Source organism: Parabacteroides sp. PM6-13 (genome assembly GCF_029892605.1).
Taxonomy (GTDB): Bacteria; Bacteroidota; Bacteroidia; order Bacteroidales; family Tannerellaceae; genus QVMG01.
Window position 1 is genome coordinate 23,970 of record NZ_JARXWF010000005.1, and the last position, 24,114, is coordinate 48,083.

Here is a 24,114-nt window from a genome sequence, read left to right on the forward strand (position 1 = left end):
TTAAATTACTGAATCTATTAGAATCCAACCTGAATACCTAAGGTGAAACCACGGTTGTAGAAAGTTGTTCCAAGGTCTAAGTCGATAAAATCAACCGATGAATAAAGATTACCAAGATTCTTTGCTTGCGCATAGATCTTCAGGGATTGGAAGCCGATAGAACGGCATGTTTTCGGTGACAGGTTATAGCCCAAAGATATATTACGCAGTTTGATAAACGAGGCATCTTTGAAACCTAACAAGCTGGAATAAGAGTCACCACCCGCTGTGCTATACACCGGTTTCTGCCAGTCCGCGTCGGTATTGTTCGGTGTCCAGTAATCGATTTCACGCTGGTTGTACATACCAAACTGTCCTTCCCCACCGGTGCTGATCATATAACCAAAACGTCCGTATAATTCAACGGAGAGGTCGAATCCTTTATAGCTGAATGTATTCATCCATCCTAACGTCCAGTTCGGGTTTTTGTTACCTAAGATCACACGGTCGTCTTCATCGATCTTATAATTCTTATCCTGATCTACCGGTTTAACTGAACCCGCCGAGAATTTATGACCGTTTTCATTGAATTTTGCCATTTCCGCGGCATCCGATTCCTGCCACAAGCCATCCGAGTCATAACCATAATGTACACCGATAGACTGACCAATAAACCAGCTGTTCGAGATATCATCTTCTTTACCATTAGATAATTCCACGATTTCATCTTTCTGGTAAGCGGCATTGATAGAAGAAACCCATTCAAAATCTTTGATCTGTACAGGAACCAGGTTCAAGGTGATATCCACCCCGTGATTCTTTGTCTTCCCAACATTTGCTAAGGTAGAGGGATAACCAGTCAGGGTAGGAATACCCATAGACATCAACAGGTCGTTGGTGTTTGAATGATAGATATCCAATGTACCGTTTACACGTCCTCTGAGGAAGCTAAAGTCGATACCATAGTTATACTGAGTTGTTTTTTCCCAACCCAGGTCTTTGTTTGCCAACGAAACAGAGCTGGAGGTATAATAGGGTTCATTGGTGGCATAGGCCTGAGTTAATGTCGAACCAAAAGGCACAAAGAAAGACTGAATATTTCCTAAGGTAGAGTAGGCTCCAACGGCAGAGTTACCGGTAACCCCAACACCCACGCGCACTTTCAATTGATCAAGCCACTCAATAGGATTTAAGAATTCTTCCTGGTCGATACGCCAACCTAAAGCGGCAGAAGGGAAGAAGCTCCATTTATTGCCTTTCGCCAATACGGAAGAACCATCATAACGACCGGATACGGTCAACAGATAACGATCCATCAACGAGTAGTTCACACGTGCCATATAAGAGGCCAATTGATTTTCAGACAAACCGGTGCTCATGCCCGCGCCATAAGTAGCCGCGTCCGTGATGTCTACCGATCCCATATTGTACCACAAGAAGTTTTCATTCGGAATCATATTCGCACTCATGCTTCCGTTTTCACGGTTGTATTTCGACGCACTCTGCAACAAGGTGACATCAATATGATGCTGATTAAATGTATTGCTATACATAATCATATTATCCAATGTCCAGGAGAAATGGCGTTCAGTCAGTTGACGCGCGTAGTTCTTTCCACCCATCTTAGCTGCCGATTGCGAGCTGATGAAGTTACCCTGACGGTAATGGCGGAAGTCAGGTCCGAAAGCAATCTTATAGCTAAGACCGGCTAATGGTTCCCAGATCTTTCCAAAGTCAACCAATCCATAGAAGCTACCCAACGCGCGGAATGTCTGACGGTTGTCGGTTGATTTATTCCATTCGTCAATCACGGTATATACATTAGTTGCCGAACCCGCCGGGGTCATAACGATATCACCATTATCATCGTAAGGAACAGCATAACGAGGAATCGCTTTGGCGGCGTTGTAGATATCCACAGGACCTGAGTTTGAGCTCTGTCCGGTACGTGAAAATCCATAATCCTGTACACTCCAGGAAGCATTCAACGAACCACCCGCTTTGAACCAGGGTTTTGCCTGGATATCAACCGACATAGCCGCATTGTAACGCTCATACTCCTGTCCTTTCTGTGTTCCTTCGTTATTGAGGTAACCGAAAGAGAAGAAGGCTTGCATGTTTTCTGTACCTCCGCTTGCACTCAAGGTGTGTTCGTGAGTAAGACCTGTTTGGGTTACAAAGCCTGCCCAGTCAGTATCAGAGACTTTAGAACCGTCCCAAGAGTTTCCGCTCCAACCTTTATTTACATTTGCTAAGGCATAAGGGTCTCCGGAGAAATAAGCCTGGTCTTTTTCGTAGTTTGGCTGATCACCACGTGGGTTACCAACGGGATCCGTGTTGTGGTATGCCCAACGACGCCAGGTGATATAATCGCTTGCGCTCATAGCGGGCGAGTTATCGATCAATTTTTCAAAAGTCATTGATCCGGAATAGTTCAGCTGCAAAGAACCTGATTTACCACGTCTTGTCGTTACCAGAATAACCCCGTTCGCACCACGAGAACCGTAGATAGCCGTTGAAGAGGCATCTTTCAGGATGTCGATGGATTCGATGTCACGCGGGTTGATGGTTTCGATACCACCCGAGTTCAAAGGAACACCGTCTACTACGTACAACGGACTGTTGGTCGCTGTCAGTGAACGGTTACCACGAATACGCACGCTACCCAGTGTACCCGGACGCTCGCTGGAGGTGATATCCACACCGGCTGCTTTACCCTGCAACGCTTCAAAAGCATTGGAAACAGGTTTTACGTTTAACGCTTCGGAATCAACGCGTACCAATGCTCCGGTCACGTCACTCTTACGCTGCACACCATAACCTACTACCACCACTTCATCCAATGTCAACAGATCCTCTTTCAACGTAATGTTGAAGTTGCTTTTTCCTGCTACAGGGATAGTTTGGGTGATATACCCAATGTACGAGATATTCAACAGCGCGTTATCAGCCACGCCAGAAAGCGTAAACTTTCCATCCATATCTGTAATCGTACCGTTGGTGGTACCCTGTACAGAAACGTTGGCCCCGATAACAGGCTCACTTAGATCGTCAAGAACGACCCCGGTAATAGACCTTCCCTGTGCAAAGGCAAATGTGGCCGATGCAAGGAACAACATAACAATAAAAATTTTTGGGAACATGTCCGTAAGGCAAGAATGCCTCCATTTTTTTTGACTGCTTTCCATAAAAAATATTAGTTTAATAAATAAAAAATACTTCTATTTCTCTCTAAGAATTATGATTTCGTTGTGTTTTTGCGATATTTCTAAAAATATGTTGCAAAGTTGCATAGAAATGTAAATTCAAGAAATGGCTGATCGTACAAACACCTGTACTTTTATAGCAATGTGGCAAAATGAACAATTTTACAGGCGTGTACGATTGTCGAATCGTCAGCCCCAACCAATATGCCAAGAGCCTTCCGGAGGGATTTCCCGACTTTTGTGAACAATTTTCAGGTAGAGCAAGCCTGGAAGATGCATAGAAATGAATCTTTTTGTATAATATTCCATTTTATAAGTGCCTTTTGCACGTTTTCTTTGCCTTTGATAAAAATCATACAAACAAATATCGCCTCATGAAAAAAATCATCACGTTCATTTTATTATGCACAGTAATTTTACCTTGTAGCATGACGCGGGCTCAGGAGCTGCCTGCCAGAAGAGAAATTCTAAAAACCGCTCAATCGGTCAATGGCTACTTTATGAAAAAGTATGCCGATTACACCCAGCCTTCCTATGTCAACATATTCCGTCCCAGCAATATATGGACCAGAGGGGTCTATTACGAGGGGTTAATGGCTTTATACGCTATTTATCCGCAGGAAGAATATTATCAATACGCCTACGAATGGGCCACGTTCCACAAATGGGGCATGCGCAACGGCACCACAACACGCAACGCCGACGACCATTGTTGCGGACAAACCTATATCGACCTCTACCGCATCTGCCCCGAATCACCGCAAATGCTGCGTAAGATAAAAGCATCGATGGATATGTTGGTCAACACGCCACAGGTGAACGATTGGACATGGATCGATGCTATCCAGATGGCCATGCCGATCCTGGCAAAATTAGGCCATGACACCGGCGAACAGAAATATTTCGATAAGATGTGGGATATGTATGCCTATTCACGCAATACACATGGTGGAAACGGTTTATACAACCCCAAAGACGGCCTGTGGTGGCGAGATGCCGACTTCTGTCCTCCCTACAAAGAGCCGAATGGAGAAGACTGCTACTGGTCGAGAGGTAACGGTTGGGTATATGCAGCCCTGGTACGTGTCCTGGATGAGATCCCCGCGGATGAGAAACACCGCAACGACTATATCAACGACTTCCTTGCCATGAGCAAAGCCTTGAAGAAATGTCAGCGGAAAGACGGATTCTGGGATGCCAGTCTGCACGATCCGAGCAATTTTGGTGGCAAAGAGACCTCGGGCACCTCGCTTTTCGTGTATGGTATGGCGTGGGGTATCCGTCAGGGATTGCTTGACAAAAAAGAATATCTTCCTGTTGTGATAAAAGCATGGAACGCCATGGCTGCCGATGCAGTTCACCCCAATGGATTCCTGGGTTATGTGCAGGGAACAGGGAAAGAGCCGAAAGACGGGCAACCGGTTACGCACACCAGCCGACCTGACTTCGAAGACTACGGTGTAGGATGCTTCTTGCTTGCCGCATCAGAAATGTACAAATTACCATAAAGCATTTTTCTTACCATGAAACACACACTATTTTTTTTCTTTTTCCTTTTTATCACGGCTACATCCGGTCTATCGGCACAGACAGCTTACAACCTGAATGAGATGCAACGGGAGAAATTGGGGCGTGGCGTAGTTGCTATGCGCCAATCGTCCGAACAGGTTTGCATCTCCTGGCGCTATCTCTCTTCCGACCCGATGGATGTGGGTTTCCATGTCTACCGCGATGGCAAGCGCCTGACCGACAAGCCGGTGACCATCTCCACCTGTTACTACGACAACTATGCGTCCGACAGATCGGCGGCGTACCGGGTAGAGCCAGTCTCCTCGCAGGGAAACGTGCTCTCTCCATCAGGCAGCTACACACTTCCGGCTAATGCCCCTATCGGCTACCTGAATATTCCACTCGACAAACCGGCTGACGGCACGACACCGAGTGGTCAGAGATACAGCTACGCCCCCAACGACGCCAGCATAGGCGATGTGGATGGTGATGGCGAATACGAGATCATCCTCAAATGGGATCCTTCCAATGCCCACGATAACGCGCACGACGGCTACACCGGCCCCGTACTCTTCGATTGCTACCGCCTCGACGGTACCCGCCTGTGGCGCATCGATCTGGGGAAAAACATCCGCGCCGGAGCGCATTACACCCAGTTTATGGTGTTCGACCTCGATGGTGACAACAAAGCCGAAGTGGTGATGAAAACCTCGGACGGCACCATCGATGGCAAAGGCAAAATGATCGGGAACGCAGAAGCCGACTACCGCGCAGCGAACGGACGTATCCTCACCGGCGCAGAATACCTGACATTGTTCAGCGGCGAAACCGGCGAAGCGCTTGCGACGATCGACTACGTGCCCGAACGCGGCAACCTGATAGACTGGGGCGACGAACGGGCGAACCGAAGCGACCGCTACCTGGCTTGCGTGGCTTACCTGGACGGCAAACGCCCGAGTGTCGTGATGTGTCGCGGCTATTATACCCGCAGCGTATTGGCAGCATTCGACTGGGATGGCCGCGAACTAAAGCAGCGCTGGGTGTTCGACAGCAACGATCCACGCTGGAACAGCTATGCCGGACAAGGCAATCATAACCTTCGGGTAGGCGATGTGGATGGCGACGGATGCGATGAGATCATCTATGGCTCCTGTGCGATCGACCACGACGGCACCGGGCTCTATAACACCCGGATGGGACATGGCGACGCCATGCATCTGACCCAGTTCGATCCCTCCAATCCTCGCTTGCAGGTATGGGACTGCCACGAAAACAAACGCGACGGTTCCTCCTTCCGCGATGCCGCTACAGGCGAAGTATTATGGCAGGTGAAGAGTAATACCGACGTAGGGCGCGCCCTCGCTGCCGATATCGACCCGACCCACAAAGGGCTGGAGATGTGGTCGTGGGAATCGGGCGGTCTGCGCAATATCAAAGGGGAGGTCATCACGGCCGACATCAGCACCCTCTCGGTGAATATGGCTGTTTGGTGGGATGGCGACCTCTCACGCGAACTATTAGACAAGAACAACGTCAGCAAATACAACTGGGAGAAAGGCATCTGCGAACCTATCGCCGTGTTTGAAGGCGCGATCTCTAACAACGGCACCAAAGCGAATCCCTGCCTGCAAGGCGACCTGGTGGGCGACTGGCGCGAAGAGGTATTACTCCGCACGGAAGACAACTCGGCACTTCGCCTGTATATGTCGACCATTCCGACCGAATACCGCTTCCATACCTTCCTGGAAGATCCGGTATATCGCATCAGCATCGCGACCCAAAACGTAGCCTACAACCAGCCTACGCAGCCCGGATTCTACTTCGGAAGCGATCTGGAGGGTTTGTTCCGAGGCATGATCATACAAAAGAAATCTATTAAATAATTAAACAAACAATATGTTTACAAGACTTTTATCCACCCTATTATTATTGACACTCTTTATGCCTGCCGGGGCACAAAAGAAGAAAGAGGCGGCGGTGAACGATATGAACACCCCGTTGCATCTGTTGCAACCCGCCTATCAGAACCCCTACGGCATGCTCTCTGTCTCGGAGATAGAGACCGATATGGAACGTGTATTGAATTACTTAGACGCCGCCACCCCTCCCCGGGTGATCCATAAAGAGACGGGAAAAGAGATCACCGACTATGCCTCGATGGACGCCAACGCGACCCTGGAACGCGGGCTTTACCGCCTGACCAGTTACGAGTGGGGCGTCACCTACGCCGCCATGCTGGCCGCCGCCGAAGCGACCGGCAACAAGGCATACCAGGCATATGTCGACAAGCGCTTTTCGCTCCTGGCCGAAACAGCCCCTCATTTCCGGCGGGTGATGAATGACTATGGGGTGATCGACGGACAAATGCGCGCATTGCTTACGCCGCACGCCCTCGACGACGCGGGTGCCATGTGTGCCGCTATGATCAAGGCGCAGCAGGCAGGCAACACCCAGGATCTTCGCCCGGTGATCAATAACTACATCAATTACATCATGTACCATGAGTACCGCCTGAGCGACGGCACCTTTGCGCGCAACCGCCCGCAGAAGAACACGCTCTGGCTGGATGATATGTTTATGTCGGTGCCCGCCATCGCGCAAATGGGCAAACTGACCGGGGAGATGAAATACTTCAACGAAGCCGTACGGCAGATCAAACAATTCTCCCAGCGTATGTTTGTTGCCGAAAAGGGACTCTATCGCCACGGTTGGGTGGAGTCGTCGACCGACCATCCCGCCTTCCACTGGGGGCGTGCCAATGGCTGGGCGATCCTGACCCTGACGGAGGTATTAGACGTGCTTCCCAAGAGCCATCCCGACTACCAGGCTGTTCTGGAACAATACCGGGCACATATCCGGGGCATCGCTGCCACGCAGAGTGGTGAAGGCTTCTGGCACCAGTTGATGGATCGCAACGATTCCTACCTGGAGACCTCGGCCACCGCTATCTTTGTCTATTGTATTGCCCGCGGGATCAACAACGGATGGATCGACCCGATCGCCTATGGCCCGGTGGCTCAATTGGGATGGCACGCGGTATCGACCAAGATCAACCCCAAGGGCGAAGTGGAAGGCACTTGTGTCGGCACAGGCATGGGATTCGATCCGGCGTTCTATTACTACCGTCCGGTCAATGTATATGCCGCTCACGGCTACGGGCCGGTGCTCTGGGCGGGTGCTGAAATGATCAATCTCTTGAAGAAGCAGCACCCCAAGATGAACGACAGCGCCGTTCAATACTACACCACCGAACAGACCACTACATCGCCGATCTTCAGCGTCGGACGCAATGAGCAGCCTGCCGGCAACAGCCGGATCGACAAAAACGCCCCTATTGTTTTCACCATTGGTGATTCCACCATGAAAAACGGCAGCGGCAAAGGCGACGGCGGACAATGGGGATGGGGCAATTTCTTCGAGTGGTTCTTCGACACCAACCGCATCACGGTGGAAAACTTCGCCCTGGGAGGACGCAGCAGCCGTACTTTCTACACCGAAGGCCTTTGGAACAAGGTGCTCAGTGGCATTCGTCCGGGCGACTACCTATTGATCCAGTTCGGACATAACGACGGTGGGCCTTTCAATACCGGACGCGCCCGCGCCTCGCTGAAAGGAATCGGCGAAGAGTCGGAGACATTCATTATGGAGCGCCATGGCGGACCGGAAGAAGTGTTTACCTTTGGCCATTACCTGCGCATATACATTCGCCAGGCCAAAGCGCGCGGAGCCAAGGTGATCGTGCTCTCGCTTACGCCGGGCAATAGCTGGAATGAGGACAAAATGATACGCAGTAGCGAGACCTACACGAAATGGTCGCGCGAAGTAGCCGAGCAGGAGGGTGTCGCTTTCATGGATATGAACGACCTGGTGGCCCGCAAATTCGAGGCGATCGGCAAAGAGGCGGCAGCCGGTTACTTCAAGGATCGTGTGCATACCACCTTTGATGGTGCCTTATTAAATGCCAAAGCAGCGGCTGAAGGCATCATGCAGCTCGAGGGTTGCGACCTGAAAGCCTATATCCAACAGGCATCGTTCAATCGCACCTTTACCGAAGCAGATATTCACCTTAAATAACAACAATCATGAGAAGAGAAGCTTTCAAAATGTATTTGAAACCGGGCTGTGAAGCAGAGTATGAAAAAAGACATGCGGAAATATGGCCTGAACTGCAGAAATTATTATCTGACAACGGCGTATACGACTATTCTATTTTCTGGGACAAAGAGACCAACCTGCTTTTCGCCTGCCAGAAGGTAAGAGGAGAAGCCGGCTCGCAGGATATGGGAACCAACCCCATCGTGCAAAAATGGTGGGACTATATGGCGGATATCATGGATACGAACCCCGATAACTCACCGGTTTCTATTCCTCTGCAAGAGGTGTTCCGGATGGAATAAGATCCCAACAGGCCTTTATAGCTGATTCAAACATCGCAGCGATTGCCCTTTTAACGGCAGCGTCTGCGATGTTTTTTTGTATTTTCAAAAATGCAAAGTGTAAGCAAAAACGCCATTTCGCTTTACAAAACGATACGTTAAAAAGTGTTACTCGCGGGACTAATTTTAAAAACCCCTACGTTTTCGGAAAAATACTCCCGCGATTTTGACAAAATGTCAAAATCCACCAAGCCACCCAGCCGGGCTTTTCGTTGTTTTTCTCCCTTCCTATTTGATGTCATTCCAAAAGTTTCAATACCTTTGTATAATGCGTTAAAGCTTATATAACACATGAATAGACCTGCGATTATCTGTTTTATCCTACTGTTGTTTCTCCGCCCCCTCTCCGCCTCTATTGAGATTCGATCGAGACATATCACCATAGCGGACGGACTTGCCAACAATACCGTACGCCATTTCATACAGGATAATAAAGGGTTTATCTGGATGGGAACGCTGAACGGGCTGAACCGCTATGACGGAAACACCTTCCTGTCCTATTACCCCTCACACGACCAGACACTTTCATTGGCCGACAGGAAAATATACAGCCTGCAGGAAGACCAAAACGGATTTCTCTGGATCTGCTTCTCCTCGACGCAATACAACTGCTTCGACCTGAAGCGAGCCGCCTTTGTCGATTTCACAGGATGTGGGGAGACCGAGCAACGATATAATAAACACCTATTGGCATCCAACGGTAATGTGTGGCTATGGCACGATGAGAACGGTGCCAGACGGGTTATTTATTCGGGAGGAGAATTCCGATCTGTCACCTACAAAAAAGGACTTAACAACCTCCCGGACGACAAGGTTAATTTCATCTCGGAAGACACGCTGACCGCCTCCATTTGGATCGGAACAGCCAAAGGACTATTGAGAATCACCGACCAAGAAGAGCTGATGGTAGACAGCGAACGCAGCTTCCATCATATGATGCTCTATAATAACGACACCTATTTTTGTTCCAACGACGGCACTATCTTTCAATACGATGCCTCTTCCTCCCGCCTGGTGCGCATGGTACAGCTTCCGTTGGAAGGAAATATCACCGGCTATTTCCCCTACAAGAATGCCTGGTTGATCTACACCTCCAACGGGGTATACAACTACGATTTCACCACCCGAAAGATAAACCGCGCTTCCGATTTCTGGGGCGAAAACATACGTTCGGGCAGCGTACTAAAGGACAACAAAGGGAATTATTGGGTCTACAACCACACCGGGAAAATATGGTATATCAATATCCACACAGGTGAAAAGAAGAAATTCACACTGATCCCGGAGGAGAAGATGGGGTATATCGATTTTGAGCGTTATCAGGTAGTGCACGACTCCCGCAACATCATCTGGATATCCACCTATGGCAATGGCCTCTACGCCTACGACATCGAGAAAGACGAACTAAGCCATTTCAAGGCAGGCATGGACGGATTGAGCCATATAAACTCCGACTATCTGTTGGGGGTGATGGAAGATCGCTCCGGCGAGATATGGGTGAGCGCGGAGTATTCGGGTGTTTCGCATATCAGCGTGATCAATGAAGGTTCTTACCGTCACTTCCCGGAAGACCCCTTACTGTTGGATCGTTCGAACACCATCCGGATGATCTCCGAGATCAATGAGAATGAAATATGGATCGGCACGCGTAAAGGCGGTCTCTATATCTATGACGCGCAGCTACAGCTTGTTTCCAGAAAAGATATGCAAGCCAATATCTACGCGGTAGAGAAAGACAGTGAAGGCAAGATCTGGCTGGGTAGCCGCGGCGACGGGCTTTCCATCGATGGGGTATGGTACAGACACCGCTCTGATGACCCCGAATCGATCAGCAATAACAATGTCTTCTGCATGTTCAAAGACAGCAAAGGTCGTATGTGGATCGGCACGTTTGGCGGCGGCTTGTCGCTGGCGGTCGAAAAAGAGGGGAAATATATCTTCCATCAGTTCCTGAACCGCACCTACGGACAACGCCTGATACGAGCCATTTGTGAAGACAAAAACGGCATGATATGGGTCGGCACCAGCGAAGGGGTCTATATCTTCCATCCGGAAACACTGATTCGCGATCCCGAACAATATTACCACTACAGCTATGCCGGAGGAGAGCTAAACAGCGACGAGATTAAATACCTCTTTTCAGACAGCCGTGGAAACGTATGGATATCGGAGGCTGGAGCCGGTGTCAGCGTATGTAAGGACCTGACCGACTACAACGCCCTGACCTTCGAACGATTTGGCACCGACGACGGTCTGTGCAACGACGTGGTGCACTCCATGATTGAGGATGGCCGGGGCAATATGTGGCTGGCAACGGAGTATGGGCTTTCCAAACTGATTCTTCCCGATAAGATCTTCGAGAACTACTATTTCTCTGCCTATTTGCAGGGCAATGTCTACACGGAAAGCGCCGTTTACCGCGGGAAAAACGGGAATATCCTTTTCGGCACAAGCCATGGATTTATCTCGTTCAACCCGGGTGACATAAAGAAACAGGCCTTTTCTTCTCCGGTGGTTTTCACCAACCTCAACATCAACGGGATGAATATGCTGCCCGGCGACAAAGACTCTCCGCTCACCGGATCCATGGCGTATACCGACGCGATCAAATTGAAGCATAATCAGAACTCGATCCAGGTTGACTTCTCCTCGTTCAATTATGTCGACGACAAGATGACGAAATACTCCTACAAACTGCTTAATTACGATAAAGATTGGAGCACCCCTTCGTCATTGAGTTTTGCCGCCTATAAGATGTTGCCACCGGGCAAATATGAATTATTGGTGAAATCGGGGAATAGCCTGGGTATATGGAACGAGACCGTTTCACGCCTGCAGATCATCATCACCCCGCCTATCTATCTGTCGGTTTGGGCCTTTATTCTCTATGCATTGGCAGCCGGCCTGGCCTTGTTCTTCGCCTTCAGGATCAGCCGTAATTTCAACCGGTTGAACAATAAAATAGAGATTGAAAAGCAACTGACAGAATACAAACTGGTGTTCTTCACAAACATCTCACATGAATTCCGCACACCACTGACCCTGATACAGGGGGCACTCGATCGTATCAACCGATCCGCGGTTTCCCTGAAAGAGATCTCTTATCCGTTGCAGATCATGGAGAAAAGCACACGCAGAATGATCCGGTTGATCGACCAGTTGCTCGAATTCCGCAAAATGCAAAACAACAAACTGGCCTTATCGCTCGAGAAGACCGATGTCATTGCCCTTCTGTATGAGATATTCCTCAGCTTTGGTGATATGGCCGAGTCGAAAAATATGGATTTCCAGTTCCTGCCCTCCTCCACCTCCCTGCAGATGTTTGTCGACAAAGGGAAGCTGGATAAGATAGCCTACAACCTGCTTTCCAATGCCTTCAAATATACACCTCCGGGCGGAAAGATCTGCTTGCTCATCAACGAAGATGTAAAAAACAATTGGCTCGAGCTTCAGGTGACCGACACCGGTGTGGGTATCCCGAAAGAGAAACGAGACGAGCTGTTTAAGCGGTTTATGCAGAGCAACTTCTCGGCAGACAGTGTCGGTGTGGGACTACATCTCACCCTGGAACTGGTGCAGGTACACAAAGGGGAGATCACCTACGATGAGAACGAAGGTGGCGGCTCGGTGTTCACGGTAAAGCTACCGCTGGAACCGCAGGTCTACGAAGTAAAAGACTTCCTGAACACCGACAACGCATTGGCACAACCACGCGGAAAAGAGTCGTTTGTGTCTGACAGCCTTTCTCAATCAGATTCCGCAGAACCACCAATAAAGCCCAATCCGCTCAACAAGCAAAAGATCCTGATCATTGAAGACGACACGGATGTGCGCAAGTACCTGCAAGAAGAGCTCAGCCCCTACTTCCATATCGAGGTGGCCGACAATGGTGCTACCGGTTTTCAAAAGGCACAGGAATGCGACCCATCGCTGGTTGTCTGCGATGTGTTGATGCCGGAGATGAACGGATACGAGGTCACCCGCAAGCTAAAGAGCGACTTCAATACCAGCCATATTCCGGTGATCCTATTGACCGCACTCAGCATGCCCGAGAACCACCTGGAAGGGATCGAAAGCGGAGCCGACGCCTATATATCAAAGCCTTTCAGCATTCGCCTGTTATTGACGCGTATCGTGAAATTGATGGAACAACGCGAGAAATTGAAAGAGAAATTCTCGGAAGAGCCGGGCATTGTCCGCTCCGCCGTGTATGCCTCTGTCAGAGACAAGGAGTTCGTTGACAATCTGCAGAAAATATTGCTTGAGAACCTGAGCAACTCTCGTTTTTCGGTAGATGAATTCGCGTCGCGGATGAATGTCGGACGCACCATCTTCTATAAGAAGGTAAAAGGGTTGACCGGCTATTCGCCCAATGAATACCTGCGGGTGATGCGCATGAAGAAAGCGGCGGAGCTATTGGCCTCCGGCAAATTGACCGTATCGGAGGTTTCCTATATGGTGGGCATTGAAGATCCATTCTATTTCAGCAAGTGTTTCAAAGCCCAGTTTGGGGTAGCTCCCTCCGTTTATCTGAAAAATAAGGATACCCATTAATTCCCCCTCTCTCCTGCTCTCTGCCCCTGCTTCCAGGGGCAGAATCGTACATTATCCTGTAAAATCAGCGTCGTGTACACGATTTTCTATATTTTTGTACGGCATTCTATCCAGTCCCTACAAACCTCTTTCTACATTAGCAGACCAATTTAATTTATCATGAGAAAAATCATCCTTATCATGGCTACAGCCTTCGCTGTGGCCGGTCATGCACAACAAACAAGTTATCAATTTGATTTCACCGGCGGAAAAGCCAAAGAGGGCGTAATCAATATATCGAAAGAATCGGTTTATTCATCAGACACGGGTTACGGTTACGACTTCACGGCGGCTCCCGACGGCAAAAGTAACGCGCCGTTTTTCTTTTCGATAGATGTGCCAGATGGCAACTACAAAGTAACTGTAGCCATCGGTTCGAAGAAAAAAGCCGGAGAGACAACCCTGCGCGCCGAATCGCGCCGCTTGTTCCTAAACAAAGTAGTCACCAAAAAGGGAACGATCACGGAACATAGCTTCATCGTAAACAAACGAAACACACAGATTGCCGGTGAGGAGCACGTGCGCATCAAAGCACGGGAGAAGCAGAAACTAAACTGGGATAATAAGCTCACTTTAGAATTCAACGGAAGCGCTCCGCAGTTGGCTTCGCTCCGTATCGAGAAGATCGACGATGCGATCACCGTGTTCCTTTGTGGCAACTCGACGGTAGTTGACCAGGACCAGGAGCCTTGGGCCAGCTGGGGGCAGATGATTCCCTCCTTTTTCGATGCCCCTGTCGCTTTTGCCAACTATGCCGAATCGGGCGAATCGGCCAATACCTTTATCTCGGCAGGCAGACTGAAGAAAGCACTTACCCAGATGAAGGCAGGCGATTATATCTTTATTGAATTTGGCCATAACGACCAAAAACAAAAAGGCCCCGGTAAAGGAGCCTATTATTCCTATATGACCAGCCTGAAAACATTTATCGACGAAGCGGTGTTGCGGGGTGCTCACCCGGTATTGGTGACCCCTACCCAACGAAGAAATTTCGACGAGAACGGAAAGATAAAAGACACCCACGAGAATTATCCCGAAGCCATGAAATGGCTGGCGGAAAAGGAAAATATCCCGTTGATCGATCTGCACGCCATGACCCGTACCCTGTATGAAGCCATGGGAGTAGAAGAATCGAAAAAGGCGCTGGTCCATTACCCGGCAAACACCTATCCGGGGCAAACAAAGGAGTTGGCCGATAACACACATTTCAACCCTTACGGAGCCTACGAAGTGGCGAAATGCGTAACGGAAGGCATCAAAGCGCTCAACCTGCCGCTTGCCCGGTATATCTCACCGGCCTACCAAGCGTTCGACCCGGCAGCTCCGGATGCCGTGGCATCGTTCCAATGGGACCTGAGCCCCTTTATCGACCTGGAGAAGCCCGACGGGAATTGATTGGATACTATTTGATACTAAATGATAAAAATAAAAGTGATATGAAATCTTTATGCAAGGCAGTTGTTCCCTTCTTTTTATCTGCCATTATCTTCTGTGGATGTTCGCCTGAAAAAGAATCCGCCTATACCGATCTGCCTTGGGTTGATCAGGTAGGCGCCCAGGCCTATCCAAGCAACGAAATACTGAAAGTCAATGACTTTGGTGCCGTAAGCGACACCACCGTATTAAGTACGAAAGCCATCCAAGCAGCAATCGACTCTTGCCACATCCGGGGAGGTGGTACCGTGGTATTCGAGCCGGGCACTTATCTGACCGGCGCGCTCTTTGTGCGGAGTGGCGTGAATCTTCAGATTGGCGAAGGGGTTACCTTATTGGCCAGTACCGATATCAACGACTACCCGGAATCGATGACACGTATTGCCGGGATCGAGATGGTTTGGCCGGCGGCCGTGCTCAATGTCCTGGACGCCGAGAAGGCCGCGATCTCCGGAAAAGGATCGATCGACTGCCGGGGCGAGGTGTTTTGGGATAAGTATTGGACCATGCGCAAAGATTACGAACAACGCAAGCTACGCTGGATTGTGGACTACGACTGCAAACGCGTACGGGGTATCCTGGTGTCGAACAGCAAAGATGTGACGCTGCGTGACTTCACCCTGATGCGTACCGGGTTCTGGGGCGTGCAGGTGTTGTTTTCAGATCATTGCACGATCGATGGTCTGACGATAAACAACAATCTTGGCGGACATGGACCGAGCACCGACGGGATCGATATCGACTCATCGTCTTATATCCTGATCGAAAACTGCGATGTCGATTGCAACGACGACAATATCTGCCTGAAAGCCGGAAGAGACGCGGATGGATTGCGTGTGAACAGACCTACGGAATACGTCGTGGTGCGCAACTGCATCGCCCGCAAAGGAGCCGGTCTGATCACCTGCGGCAGCGAGACATCCGGAAGCATCCGCCATATCCTGGGACATAACCTGAAAGCCTACGGCACCTCGTCGGTGATCCGCTTGAAGTCGGCTATGAATCGCGGAGGAACGGTGGAACATATCTATATGACGGATGTCGAGGCGGAAGGCACACGCCACGTCTTGTCGGCCGATCTCAACTGGAACCCCAGTTACAGCTATTCGGAACTACCGGCGGAATATGAAGGACAAGAGTTGCCGCCACATTGGGCCGTGATGCTTACCCGGGTAGAACCTGAAGAGAAGGGACATCCTCACTTCAAAAATGTTTACCTGCGCAATATAAAAGCCACAGGCGTAAAAGAATTTATCTCTGCCGCCGGATGGGACGATGCATTGCGATTGAAGGACTTTGAGTTGTCGAATATGGAGGTGTCGTGTGAGAACGCCGGCAAGGTTATCTTTAGCGAAAACTTCAAACTGGATAACATCACCCTGCATGTTAATTCGGGCGAAAAGATCCTCTTCCGTGACAATATAAACATGTTGAATAATGTCAATTACCAAACAACAGATCCGCAATAAAAACAGATACAAAACGAATCATACCCATGAAACCTACACGCTTATTGATTGTTTTCGCATTATTGGGAGTTTGTTCTCTCATAAAAGCCGATATTCCTCCCGTCTTCGGTACGGAATACAGGGGAAAGACACAAAAAGATGAGTTGACACGCCTGTATATCTCCCCACAACGTATTGTATGGACCTATAATGAGGAACAGGTAAAAGATGCTGAATTATTGCTTGAGCCCGGAAACAGCCAGGCGGAAATGGCCGGAAGAAAGGTTTGTACCCTAACCAGCACGGAGAATGAGACAGCCTCTATCTTGCTCGATTACGGGAAAGAGATTCATGGTGGATTGCAGCTCGTCATGGGCTCCTCTTCGCGACGCGAGCCCTCGCTGGTGCGTATCCGTTTCGGAGAATCGGTTGGTGAATGTAACAGTCAGACGCATAACGCCGACTGGCGGGTAGGCTATTCGACCGACGACCATGCCAAACGCGACATCACCATGGAGATACCACGCGACGGACTCATTGAGATTGGCAATACCGGGTTCCGCTTTGTTAGGATCGACCTTTTACAGCGCAACACAACCATCCGCCTGAAAGAGGCACGCGCTATCCTGCGTTACCGTGATATTCCTTATCTGGGATCCTTCCGTAGCAACGACGAACGCTTGAACCAGATCTGGCTCACCGGCGCCTATACGGTGCATCTGAATATGCAGGAACACCTCTGGGATGGCATCAAGCGCGACCGGGTGATATGGCTGGGCGATATGCACCCCGAGGTGATGAGTATCCTTTCGGTTTTCGGCGATAATGAGATCATTCCTCAAAGCCTCGACCTGGTGCGCGAGCAATTCCCGTTGCCCCGCTGGATGAATGGCATGAGTGCCTATTCGCTGTGGTATCTGATTATTCATAATGAATGGTTCAAATACAGTGGGGATATGGGATTATTGATGAACCACAAAGACTACATCCTGGGGCTTATCGACCAGATCAACGAACGCGTGGATGAAGAGGGCAACGAAGAGCTTTCACCCAACCGTTTCCTGGACTGGCCCTCGTCGCCCAATGAAGAGGGGGTAGAGGCCGGATACCGGGCCTTGATCGTATGGGCAATGCAGGACGCGGCGAACCTCTGTAAGATACTCAAGGAACCGGCTTATGCCGAAAAAGCAACCGCCTGTATGAATCGAATGAACCGAAGGGTGAAAGATCATAATAACCTGAAACAGGCAGCCTCACTGATGGCCATCGCCGGCATCCTGGATCCGGCAAAGGCATGCGACGAGGTGGTGTCTGTAGGCGGCGCGAAAGGTTTCTCTACCTTCTATGGCTATTATATGTTGCAGGCACAGGCGCTGGCCGGACAATACGATGAAGCCTTGCGTGTCATCCGCCAATACTGGGGCGGTATGCTGGATATGGGCGCTACCACGTTCTGGGAAGACTTCAACCTGGAATGGATGGAGAATGCTGCCCGCCTCGACGAGCTGACCCCTCCCGGCAAAAAAGATATACATGGTGATTTCGGTGCCTATTGCTATCCGGGCTTCCGTCATAGCTTCTGCCATGGCTGGGCTTCGGGACCAACCGCCTGGCTGACCGAACATGTATTGGGCGTAAAAGTGATCGAACCGGGTTGTAAGGTATTAAAGATCACCCCCAACCTCGGCGACCTGGAATGGGTAGAAGGCACCTTCCCCACCCCACATGGCGTAGTCAAAATAAAACACACCAAAAAAGCCGACGGCACCATCTCCTCCAAAATCGAAGCCCCGCGTGGGGTGAAGGTGATACGGTAAAAGGTTTGAAGGAGAAAGGAGAAAGGAGAAGGGAGTGAGGGAGCGCTGCATAGCAGCGACCTGTATACAGCCCCGTGCGTGAGCGCGGGGAAAAGGGATAAACAAAAAATGCGCCGCGTCGCGGTGCTATGTAACAACCATCAAACACAGATACATAGCACCGCTACGTGGCGCTGTTGATTGCACGATTCATTACCCCGCGCTCACGCACGGGGCTGCATACAGGTCGCCGCCAAGCGGCGTTTACACACCCTCTATCCAATTTCTTTCTCCTTTCTCATTTTCCCTTCTCCCTTCTCCTTTCTCCTATTAAAAAAAGCCCACAAGAAATCAAATCAGCAAATCTTTACCTTTCGTTTTTTATCTCTATTTAATTACGTTAAAAACGCTTACGACATCATCGTACTATAATTGTTTCTTCATATATTAGCCCCCAAATAGGCATAGAAGAGGACAATAATTATCTTATCTATGCGAAAATGAGATAAAAACAGAAAACTAAACCCACCTACTCCCCTGTTGCCGTTCCGATGCCTCCCCACTGGGTCATGTCACGATACTGATGGGGGGTGAGCCCTGTTTTGCGCTTAAAAACGGTACAGAAGTAATCGGCGTTGTCGAATCCCGATTCAAAGGCGATCTCTTTGTTTGTCAGGGCGGTATTGGTGAGCAGTTCTTTGCTCTTTTGGATGCGTAGTTCGATGATGTACTGAGCAGGCGAGAACCCGGTGTAATCTTTGAACAGACGGCGAAACCAGGAGTAGCTTATGTTTATTTCACGAGCCACCTGTTCAGGGGTGATGTTTTGCTGAAAGGATTCCCGGATAAGGAGTTTGGCTTTATTCATCCGGTATAGTTCTTTGTTTTCAAACGAGGCACACTTATCGATGGAATAGACATTGCCCAATAGATAGTTAACAATACCCGCCAGTATCTGCTGATAGCCTGCCATCTGCTCCTGCGCCGTTTGTATGGCGCGTTTGTATTGCTGTAATAATTCGTCGTTCATGCCGATATTGAATACCGGGTGCTGGCGATTGAAGAAGCCGTTGCGCACCCGTTCGTCGATATTAACCCCGGTAAATCCGATCCAATACTCGTCCCAACCGGTCTCTTTGTCGGGTTTGTAGCTATGCCATTCGCCCGGAAACAACAGGAACATATTACCCTCCTTCACCTCAACCCGCTTCCGTTCAGACGAAGTAAAGACACCTTTGCCGCGGGTGATATAGAGCAATTGGTATTCATTCAACACACGCCCCTTATCAACATTGAAGAGGTAGCGCGTTGGATGGTTGCGGGGCGGATAGGCTTCGCCGGGCTCGATGCGCTGATAGCCCACCGAGTTGACGATAAGTCCCCAGAGGCTGTCGGCCTCGTTCACGATCAGGTATTTTATATGTACGGCAGAAGATTTCATAATTCAATAGCAAAAAGTGAAGTCTAAAATAGCGAAAACGCCTCAAATGTAGTCATTAAGGAATAAAAAGCAACAAATATCAGTAGCAAAATTCAAAGTACACAAATCAAATAAAGCAGTAATCTTTTCCGGAACATCCTTATATTTGCAATCAACTTGCATTTTTTTAGGCAAGAGTTATTACATAGTTACGAAATACCATGACACAAAAACACCATTTTTTCGCCCTCGACCTGGGCGCGACAAGCGGACGCTCCATTATTGGTCGTCTGGAAAACGGCAAACTGGAACTACAGGAGCTAACACGTTTTCCCAATACAATCCTTCGGGTACAAGACAAGTATTACTGGAATATCTACGCCTTGTACGAATCACTGAAAGAGGGTCTGAAAACAGCTGCCGACAAAGGCATCAAAATAGACTCCATCGGTATCGATACCTGGGGTGTCGACTTTGCCTATCTGGCAGAAGACGGCAGTTTGATCAATCTGCCGCGTTCTTATCGTGACCCCTATACCGAAGGTGCTCCCGAAGAGTATTTCACCCGCCTGTCTCGTCAGGAAGTGTACGACTTGACAGGTATACAAATCATGAATTTCAATAGTCTATTCCAGCTGTACGCAGCACAGAAAGAGGGTTCTTTCGCGGTGAGACAGGCCAAAAACATTTTGTTTATGCCCGACGCTCTCTCCTATCTGCTTACCGGAAAACGCTATTGCGAATACACCATCGCATCAACCTCCCAAATCGTAAACGCCCATACACAAAAAATAGATCCCCTCTTGCTGGATGTACTGGATATCTCACCGGATGTATTCCCCGAAGTGGTGATGCCCGGCACCAAAGCAGGCAACGTCATGGAGAGCGTGGCACAGGAATGTGGCATAGGCGAAACGCCTGTTATCGCTGTGGCAGGGCATGATACGGCATCGGCCGTGGTGGCTGTACCGGCGGAAGATGAAAACTTCGCCTACCTGAGCTCAGGCACCTGGTCGTTGATGGGGATAGAGGTGAAAGAGCCGATCATCAATGAGCAGACCTACGCCATGAACTTCACCAACGAAGGAGGGGTAGACGGCACGATACGTTTCTTGAAAAACATCACCGGCATGTGGCTATTGGAACAATGCCGCAAGGAATGGGATAAAGTAGGAAAGAGTTATAGCTATCCGGAGATTGTTGCCCTGTCGGATTCGGCAGAGCCTTTCCGTTCACTTATCGATCCCGACGATGCGTCGTTTGCCAATCCGGAGAGTATGCTTCAGGCTATTACCGATTATTGTCGTCGTACCAACCAGGCTTGCCCGGAAGAGGACGCACAATTTATCCGTTGCATATTCGACAGCCTGGCGCTTAAATATAAGTTCGTATTAAACAGCCTGCAGGAGGTAGCTCCTTTCGAGATCAAGAAACTGCATGTGATCGGAGGCGGTTCGCAAAACAAATTATTGAACCAGATGACAGCCAACGCGATCGGCATACCGGTAGTAGCCGGTCCGTCGGAAGCTACCGCTATGGGAAATATCATGATACAGGCCATGGGTATGGGTGTTGTCGGCAGTCTGCAGGAGATCCGGGATGTTATCCGCAACAGCGTATCGCCGGATGTATTTGTTCCGACCGACAATGCGATCTGGAGCGAGGCTTTCGCAAAATTTCAAACAATCATTAAATAAATAACTTCATTAAATTGATTACCATGAAAAGTGCATTAGTAGAAAAATCGTATGAGATAGCGAAAGAACGCTATCAGGCCATAGGGGTTAACGTAGAAGACGCCTTAGAGAAATTGCAAAAAATAGCCGTTTCCATCCATTGCTGGCAATCGGATGATGTGACTGGCTTCGAGAAATTAGAGAACTTAGGCGGAGGTGGTATCCAAGCTACCGGTAACTACCCGGGCCGCGCGCGCAACATCGAAGAGCTGCGCACGGATATCGAACAGGTATTGACTCTTGTGGGCGGAAGCCATCGTTTGAACCTGCACGAGATCTATGGCGATTTCGGTGACAAAATGATCGACCGTGACCAGGTGGAACCCGAACATTTCACCAGTTGGATGCAGTGGGCGAAAGAAAAAGGCTTGAAGCTCGACTTCAACTCTACCTCGTTCGGTCACCCGAAGAGCGGCGATCTGACTCTGGCCAATCCAGACAAAGCGATCCGCGACTTCTGGATCGAGCACACCAAACGCTGCCGTAAGGTATCGGAAGAGATGGGTAAATTCCAGAACGATCCCTGTATCATGAACCTCTGGATCCATGATGGTATGAAAGACCTGACTGTAAACCGCCTGAAATATCGTCAGATTCTGGAAGAATCACTGGACGAAATCTTCAGCACGGAATATAAGAATATGAAAGACTGCCTGGAGTCTAAACTGTTTGGTATCGGACTGGAAAGTTATACCGTAGGTTCACACGACTTCTACCTGGGCTATGGTGCAAAGAAGCAGAAGATCGTTACCTTAGACACAGGCCACTTCCACTTGAGCGAAAGCATTGCGGATAAGATTTCTTCACTGCTGTTGTTCACACCGGAGATTATGTTGCACGTAAGCCGTCCGATCCGTTGGGACTCCGACCACGTAGTGATCCTCAACGATGAGATTAGCGAATTGGCGAAAGAAATCATCCGTGCCGACGCATTGAACCGCGTACACGTAGGACTCGACTTCTTCGATGCTTCTATCAACCGTATCGGAGCCTATGTGATTGGTATCCGCTCAACTCAGAAAGCCTTCCTGCAGGGATTGCTCGAGCCGATCGCTCTATTGCGCGAATACGAAGCAAACGGTCAATATTTCGAAAGACTGGCGTTGCTTGAAGAGGCAAAAGGATTGCCTTGGAATGCCGTATGGGACTACTTCTGCCTGAAGAACAATATCGCGGTTGGTGAAGATTATATCACCGAAATACAGCAATACGAAAAGAACGTTACCTCTAAGAGATCATGAATACGATAATCGGCCTGTTGATCATTGCCATTGGCAGTTTCGGGCAGAGCAGCTCGTATGTGCCTATTAAGAAGGTAAAAGAATGGAGCTGGGAATCGTTCTGGCTTACTCAGGGTATATTCGCCTGGTTGGTGTTCCCGTTTTTAGGCGCGCTATTAGGCGTGCCGGGGGGATCGTCCCTATTTGAATTATGGGGATCAGGCGGAGCGCTCTCCGCTATTATCTACGGGGTATTATGGGGAGTCGGCGGACTGACTTTCGGGCTTAGCATGCGCTACTTAGGCGTTGCGCTCGGACAAAGTATCGCCCTCGGTACCTGCGCCGCTTTCGGCACCCTGCTTCCTGCTATGTTGGCAGGCACCGACCTGTTGCATGGTAACGGACTCTTGTTATTGATCGGGGTAGCGATTACGCTGGCTGGTATCTCTATCATCGGGTATGCCGGTAGTCTTCGTTCCAAAAACATGACGGAGGAAGAGAAGAAAGCCGCCGTTAAGGATTTCGCTCTGACAAAAGGTTTGTTGGTTGCTCTGTTATCAGGGGTGATGAGTGCCTGTTTCGCCATGGGGCTGGATGCGGGAACACCGATTAAGGAGGCAGCTATTGCCGGTGGTGTGAAAACGCTTTATGCCGGTTTACCAGTAATCTTCCTGGTGACGGTAGGTGGCTTTTTGACCAATGCAGCCTATTGCATTCAGCAAAACATCAAGAACAAGACGGGCAAAGAGTATTTCTCTGTAAAAGGCTCTGTGTTGGTAAATAATCTCTTATTCTGCGCCCTGGCCGGTGTGTTGTGGTATTCACAATTCTTTGGTCTGGAAATGGGAAAGAGCTTCCTCACGGATAGTCCGGTATTGCTGGCCTTCTCCTGGAGTATCCTGATGTCGCTGAATGTGACCTTCAGCAACGTATGGGGTATTATCCTCAAAGAATGGAAAGGGGTAAAAAGCAGTACGATCGCTGTATTAATCATTGGTTTATTGGTTCTTATCTCCTCGATTATCGTCGTGGCATTGTCACAATCTTAACACGAGATAAGATAGTATAGAAAGGGGGATGTATCCATCGTGATACATCCCCCTTTTAGGTTATCAAACAAAGAAATGATAAAGAAAAGCGGAAGGAAACAAAAAAAATATCACTTTTTGCTTGCGGAAAACAAAAAAGTATTACTTTTGACCCCCATAAGAGACAAATCGTAAGATGAACAAGTTTAGCTTTACATATTTTTATTTTTACTTTTATTTTAGCAAAATAAAGGCAGGAATTTGTATGTAATGCGTTGAATACAGAAACATATCAATAAACGAAATAGA

At 49.2% G+C, this 24,114-nt stretch carries 13 protein-coding genes and 1 pseudogene; 12 read left to right on the forward strand and 2 right to left on the reverse strand.

The annotated features are described in order from the left end of the window. Positions 1-17: 17 nt before the first annotated feature. Positions 18-3,098 (reverse strand): TonB-dependent receptor, encoded by a 3,081-nt coding sequence (locus tag M2134_RS06205; protein WP_280750425.1) that lies wholly within the window; start codon positions 3,096-3,098, stop codon positions 18-20. 515 nt (positions 3,099-3,613) lie between these two features. Here M2134_RS06205 and M2134_RS06210 point away from each other — a divergent pair. The 9 genes and pseudogenes from M2134_RS06210 (at position 3,614) to M2134_RS06250 (ending at position 18,422) form a co-directional block, all read left to right on the forward strand. Then, entirely contained in the window at positions 3,614-4,693 is a 1,080-nt protein-coding gene (locus M2134_RS06210; protein WP_280750600.1) for a glycoside hydrolase family 88 protein, read from the forward strand. A 15-nt stretch (positions 4,694-4,708) separates the two neighbouring features. Beyond that, positions 4,709-6,577 carry a rhamnogalacturonan lyase gene (locus M2134_RS06215; RefSeq protein WP_280750426.1) on the forward strand — a complete coding sequence of 623 codons (1,869 nt, stop codon included), beginning with the start codon at positions 4,709-4,711 and terminating at the stop codon, positions 6,575-6,577. Positions 6,578-6,590: 13 nt separating this feature from the next. After that, positions 6,591-7,970: pseudogene (locus tag M2134_RS06220) on the forward strand (glycoside hydrolase family 88 protein); the annotation flags it as partial. A gap of 69 nt (positions 7,971-8,039) precedes the next feature. Next, positions 8,040-8,768: a rhamnogalacturonan acetylesterase gene (locus M2134_RS06225; protein WP_280750601.1), complete on the forward strand. Its 729-nt coding sequence runs from the start codon at positions 8,040-8,042 to the stop codon at positions 8,766-8,768. A gap of 8 nt (positions 8,769-8,776) precedes the next feature. Next, positions 8,777-9,091, forward strand: a complete 315-nt coding sequence (gene rhaM, locus M2134_RS06230; protein ID WP_280750427.1) for an L-rhamnose mutarotase — start codon at positions 8,777-8,779, stop codon at positions 9,089-9,091. Between the two features lie 330 nt (positions 9,092-9,421). After that, positions 9,422-13,684 (forward strand): hybrid sensor histidine kinase/response regulator transcription factor, encoded by a 4,263-nt coding sequence (locus M2134_RS06235; RefSeq protein WP_280750428.1) that lies wholly within the window; start codon positions 9,422-9,424, stop codon positions 13,682-13,684. A gap of 159 nt (positions 13,685-13,843) precedes the next feature. Further along, complete coding sequence (locus M2134_RS06240; RefSeq protein WP_280750429.1) at positions 13,844-15,118, forward strand: rhamnogalacturonan acetylesterase; 1,275 nt, start codon at positions 13,844-13,846, stop codon at positions 15,116-15,118. 41 nt (positions 15,119-15,159) lie between these two features. Beyond that, a complete protein-coding gene (locus M2134_RS06245; RefSeq protein ID WP_280750430.1) occupies positions 15,160-16,626 on the forward strand; it encodes a glycoside hydrolase family 28 protein in 1,467 nt (488 codons plus the stop codon). Between the two features lie 26 nt (positions 16,627-16,652). Further along, a complete protein-coding gene (locus tag M2134_RS06250; RefSeq protein WP_280750431.1) occupies positions 16,653-18,422 on the forward strand; it encodes an alpha-L-rhamnosidase C-terminal domain-containing protein in 1,770 nt (589 codons plus the stop codon). Positions 18,423-18,930: 508 nt separating this feature from the next. Here M2134_RS06250 and M2134_RS06255 read toward each other — a convergent pair. Then, complete coding sequence (locus M2134_RS06255) at positions 18,931-19,842, reverse strand: helix-turn-helix domain-containing protein (RefSeq protein WP_280750432.1); 912 nt, start codon at positions 19,840-19,842, stop codon at positions 18,931-18,933. Between the two features lie 200 nt (positions 19,843-20,042). Here M2134_RS06255 and M2134_RS06260 point away from each other — a divergent pair, with 200 nt between their 5' ends. The 3 genes from M2134_RS06260 to rhaT are packed head-to-tail and all read left to right on the forward strand — an operon-like array spanning position 20,043 to position 23,826. Next, positions 20,043-21,518 carry a rhamnulokinase family protein gene (locus M2134_RS06260; RefSeq protein WP_280750433.1) on the forward strand — a complete coding sequence of 492 codons (1,476 nt, stop codon included), beginning with the start codon at positions 20,043-20,045 and terminating at the stop codon, positions 21,516-21,518. Between the two features lie 23 nt (positions 21,519-21,541). Beyond that, positions 21,542-22,798, forward strand: a complete 1,257-nt coding sequence (locus M2134_RS06265) for an L-rhamnose isomerase (protein WP_280750434.1) — start codon at positions 21,542-21,544, stop codon at positions 22,796-22,798. Continuing rightward, positions 22,795-23,826, forward strand: a complete 1,032-nt coding sequence (rhaT, locus tag M2134_RS06270; RefSeq protein WP_280750435.1) for an L-rhamnose/proton symporter RhaT — start codon at positions 22,795-22,797, stop codon at positions 23,824-23,826. Before M2134_RS06265 ends, rhaT begins: the two co-directional genes overlap by 4 nt. Positions 23,827-24,114: the final 288 nt, after the last annotated feature.

Bases quoted from the DNA above. Each gene is read 5' to 3' on its own strand.
- M2134_RS06205 (WP_280750425.1), bottom strand. From the start codon at position 3,098: ATGTTGTTCCTTGCATCGGCCACATTTGCCTTTGCACAGGGAAGGTCT.
- M2134_RS06210 (WP_280750600.1), top strand. From the start codon at position 3,614: ATGACGCGGGCTCAGGAGCTGCCTGCCAGAAGAGAAATTCTAAAAACC.
- M2134_RS06215 (WP_280750426.1), top strand. From the start codon at position 4,709: ATGAAACACACACTATTTTTTTTCTTTTTCCTTTTTATCACGGCTACA.
- rhaM (WP_280750427.1), top strand. From the start codon at position 8,777: ATGAGAAGAGAAGCTTTCAAAATGTATTTGAAACCGGGCTGTGAAGCA.
- M2134_RS06235 (WP_280750428.1), top strand. From the start codon at position 9,422: ATGAATAGACCTGCGATTATCTGTTTTATCCTACTGTTGTTTCTCCGC.
- M2134_RS06240 (WP_280750429.1), top strand. From the start codon at position 13,844: ATGAGAAAAATCATCCTTATCATGGCTACAGCCTTCGCTGTGGCCGGT.
- M2134_RS06245 (WP_280750430.1), top strand. From the start codon at position 15,160: ATGAAATCTTTATGCAAGGCAGTTGTTCCCTTCTTTTTATCTGCCATT.
- M2134_RS06250 (WP_280750431.1), top strand. From the start codon at position 16,653: ATGAAACCTACACGCTTATTGATTGTTTTCGCATTATTGGGAGTTTGT.
- M2134_RS06255 (WP_280750432.1), bottom strand. From the start codon at position 19,842: ATGAAATCTTCTGCCGTACATATAAAATACCTGATCGTGAACGAGGCC.
- M2134_RS06260 (WP_280750433.1), top strand. From the start codon at position 20,043: ATGACACAAAAACACCATTTTTTCGCCCTCGACCTGGGCGCGACAAGC.
- M2134_RS06265 (WP_280750434.1), top strand. From the start codon at position 21,542: ATGAAAAGTGCATTAGTAGAAAAATCGTATGAGATAGCGAAAGAACGC.
- rhaT (WP_280750435.1), top strand. From the start codon at position 22,795: ATGAATACGATAATCGGCCTGTTGATCATTGCCATTGGCAGTTTCGGG.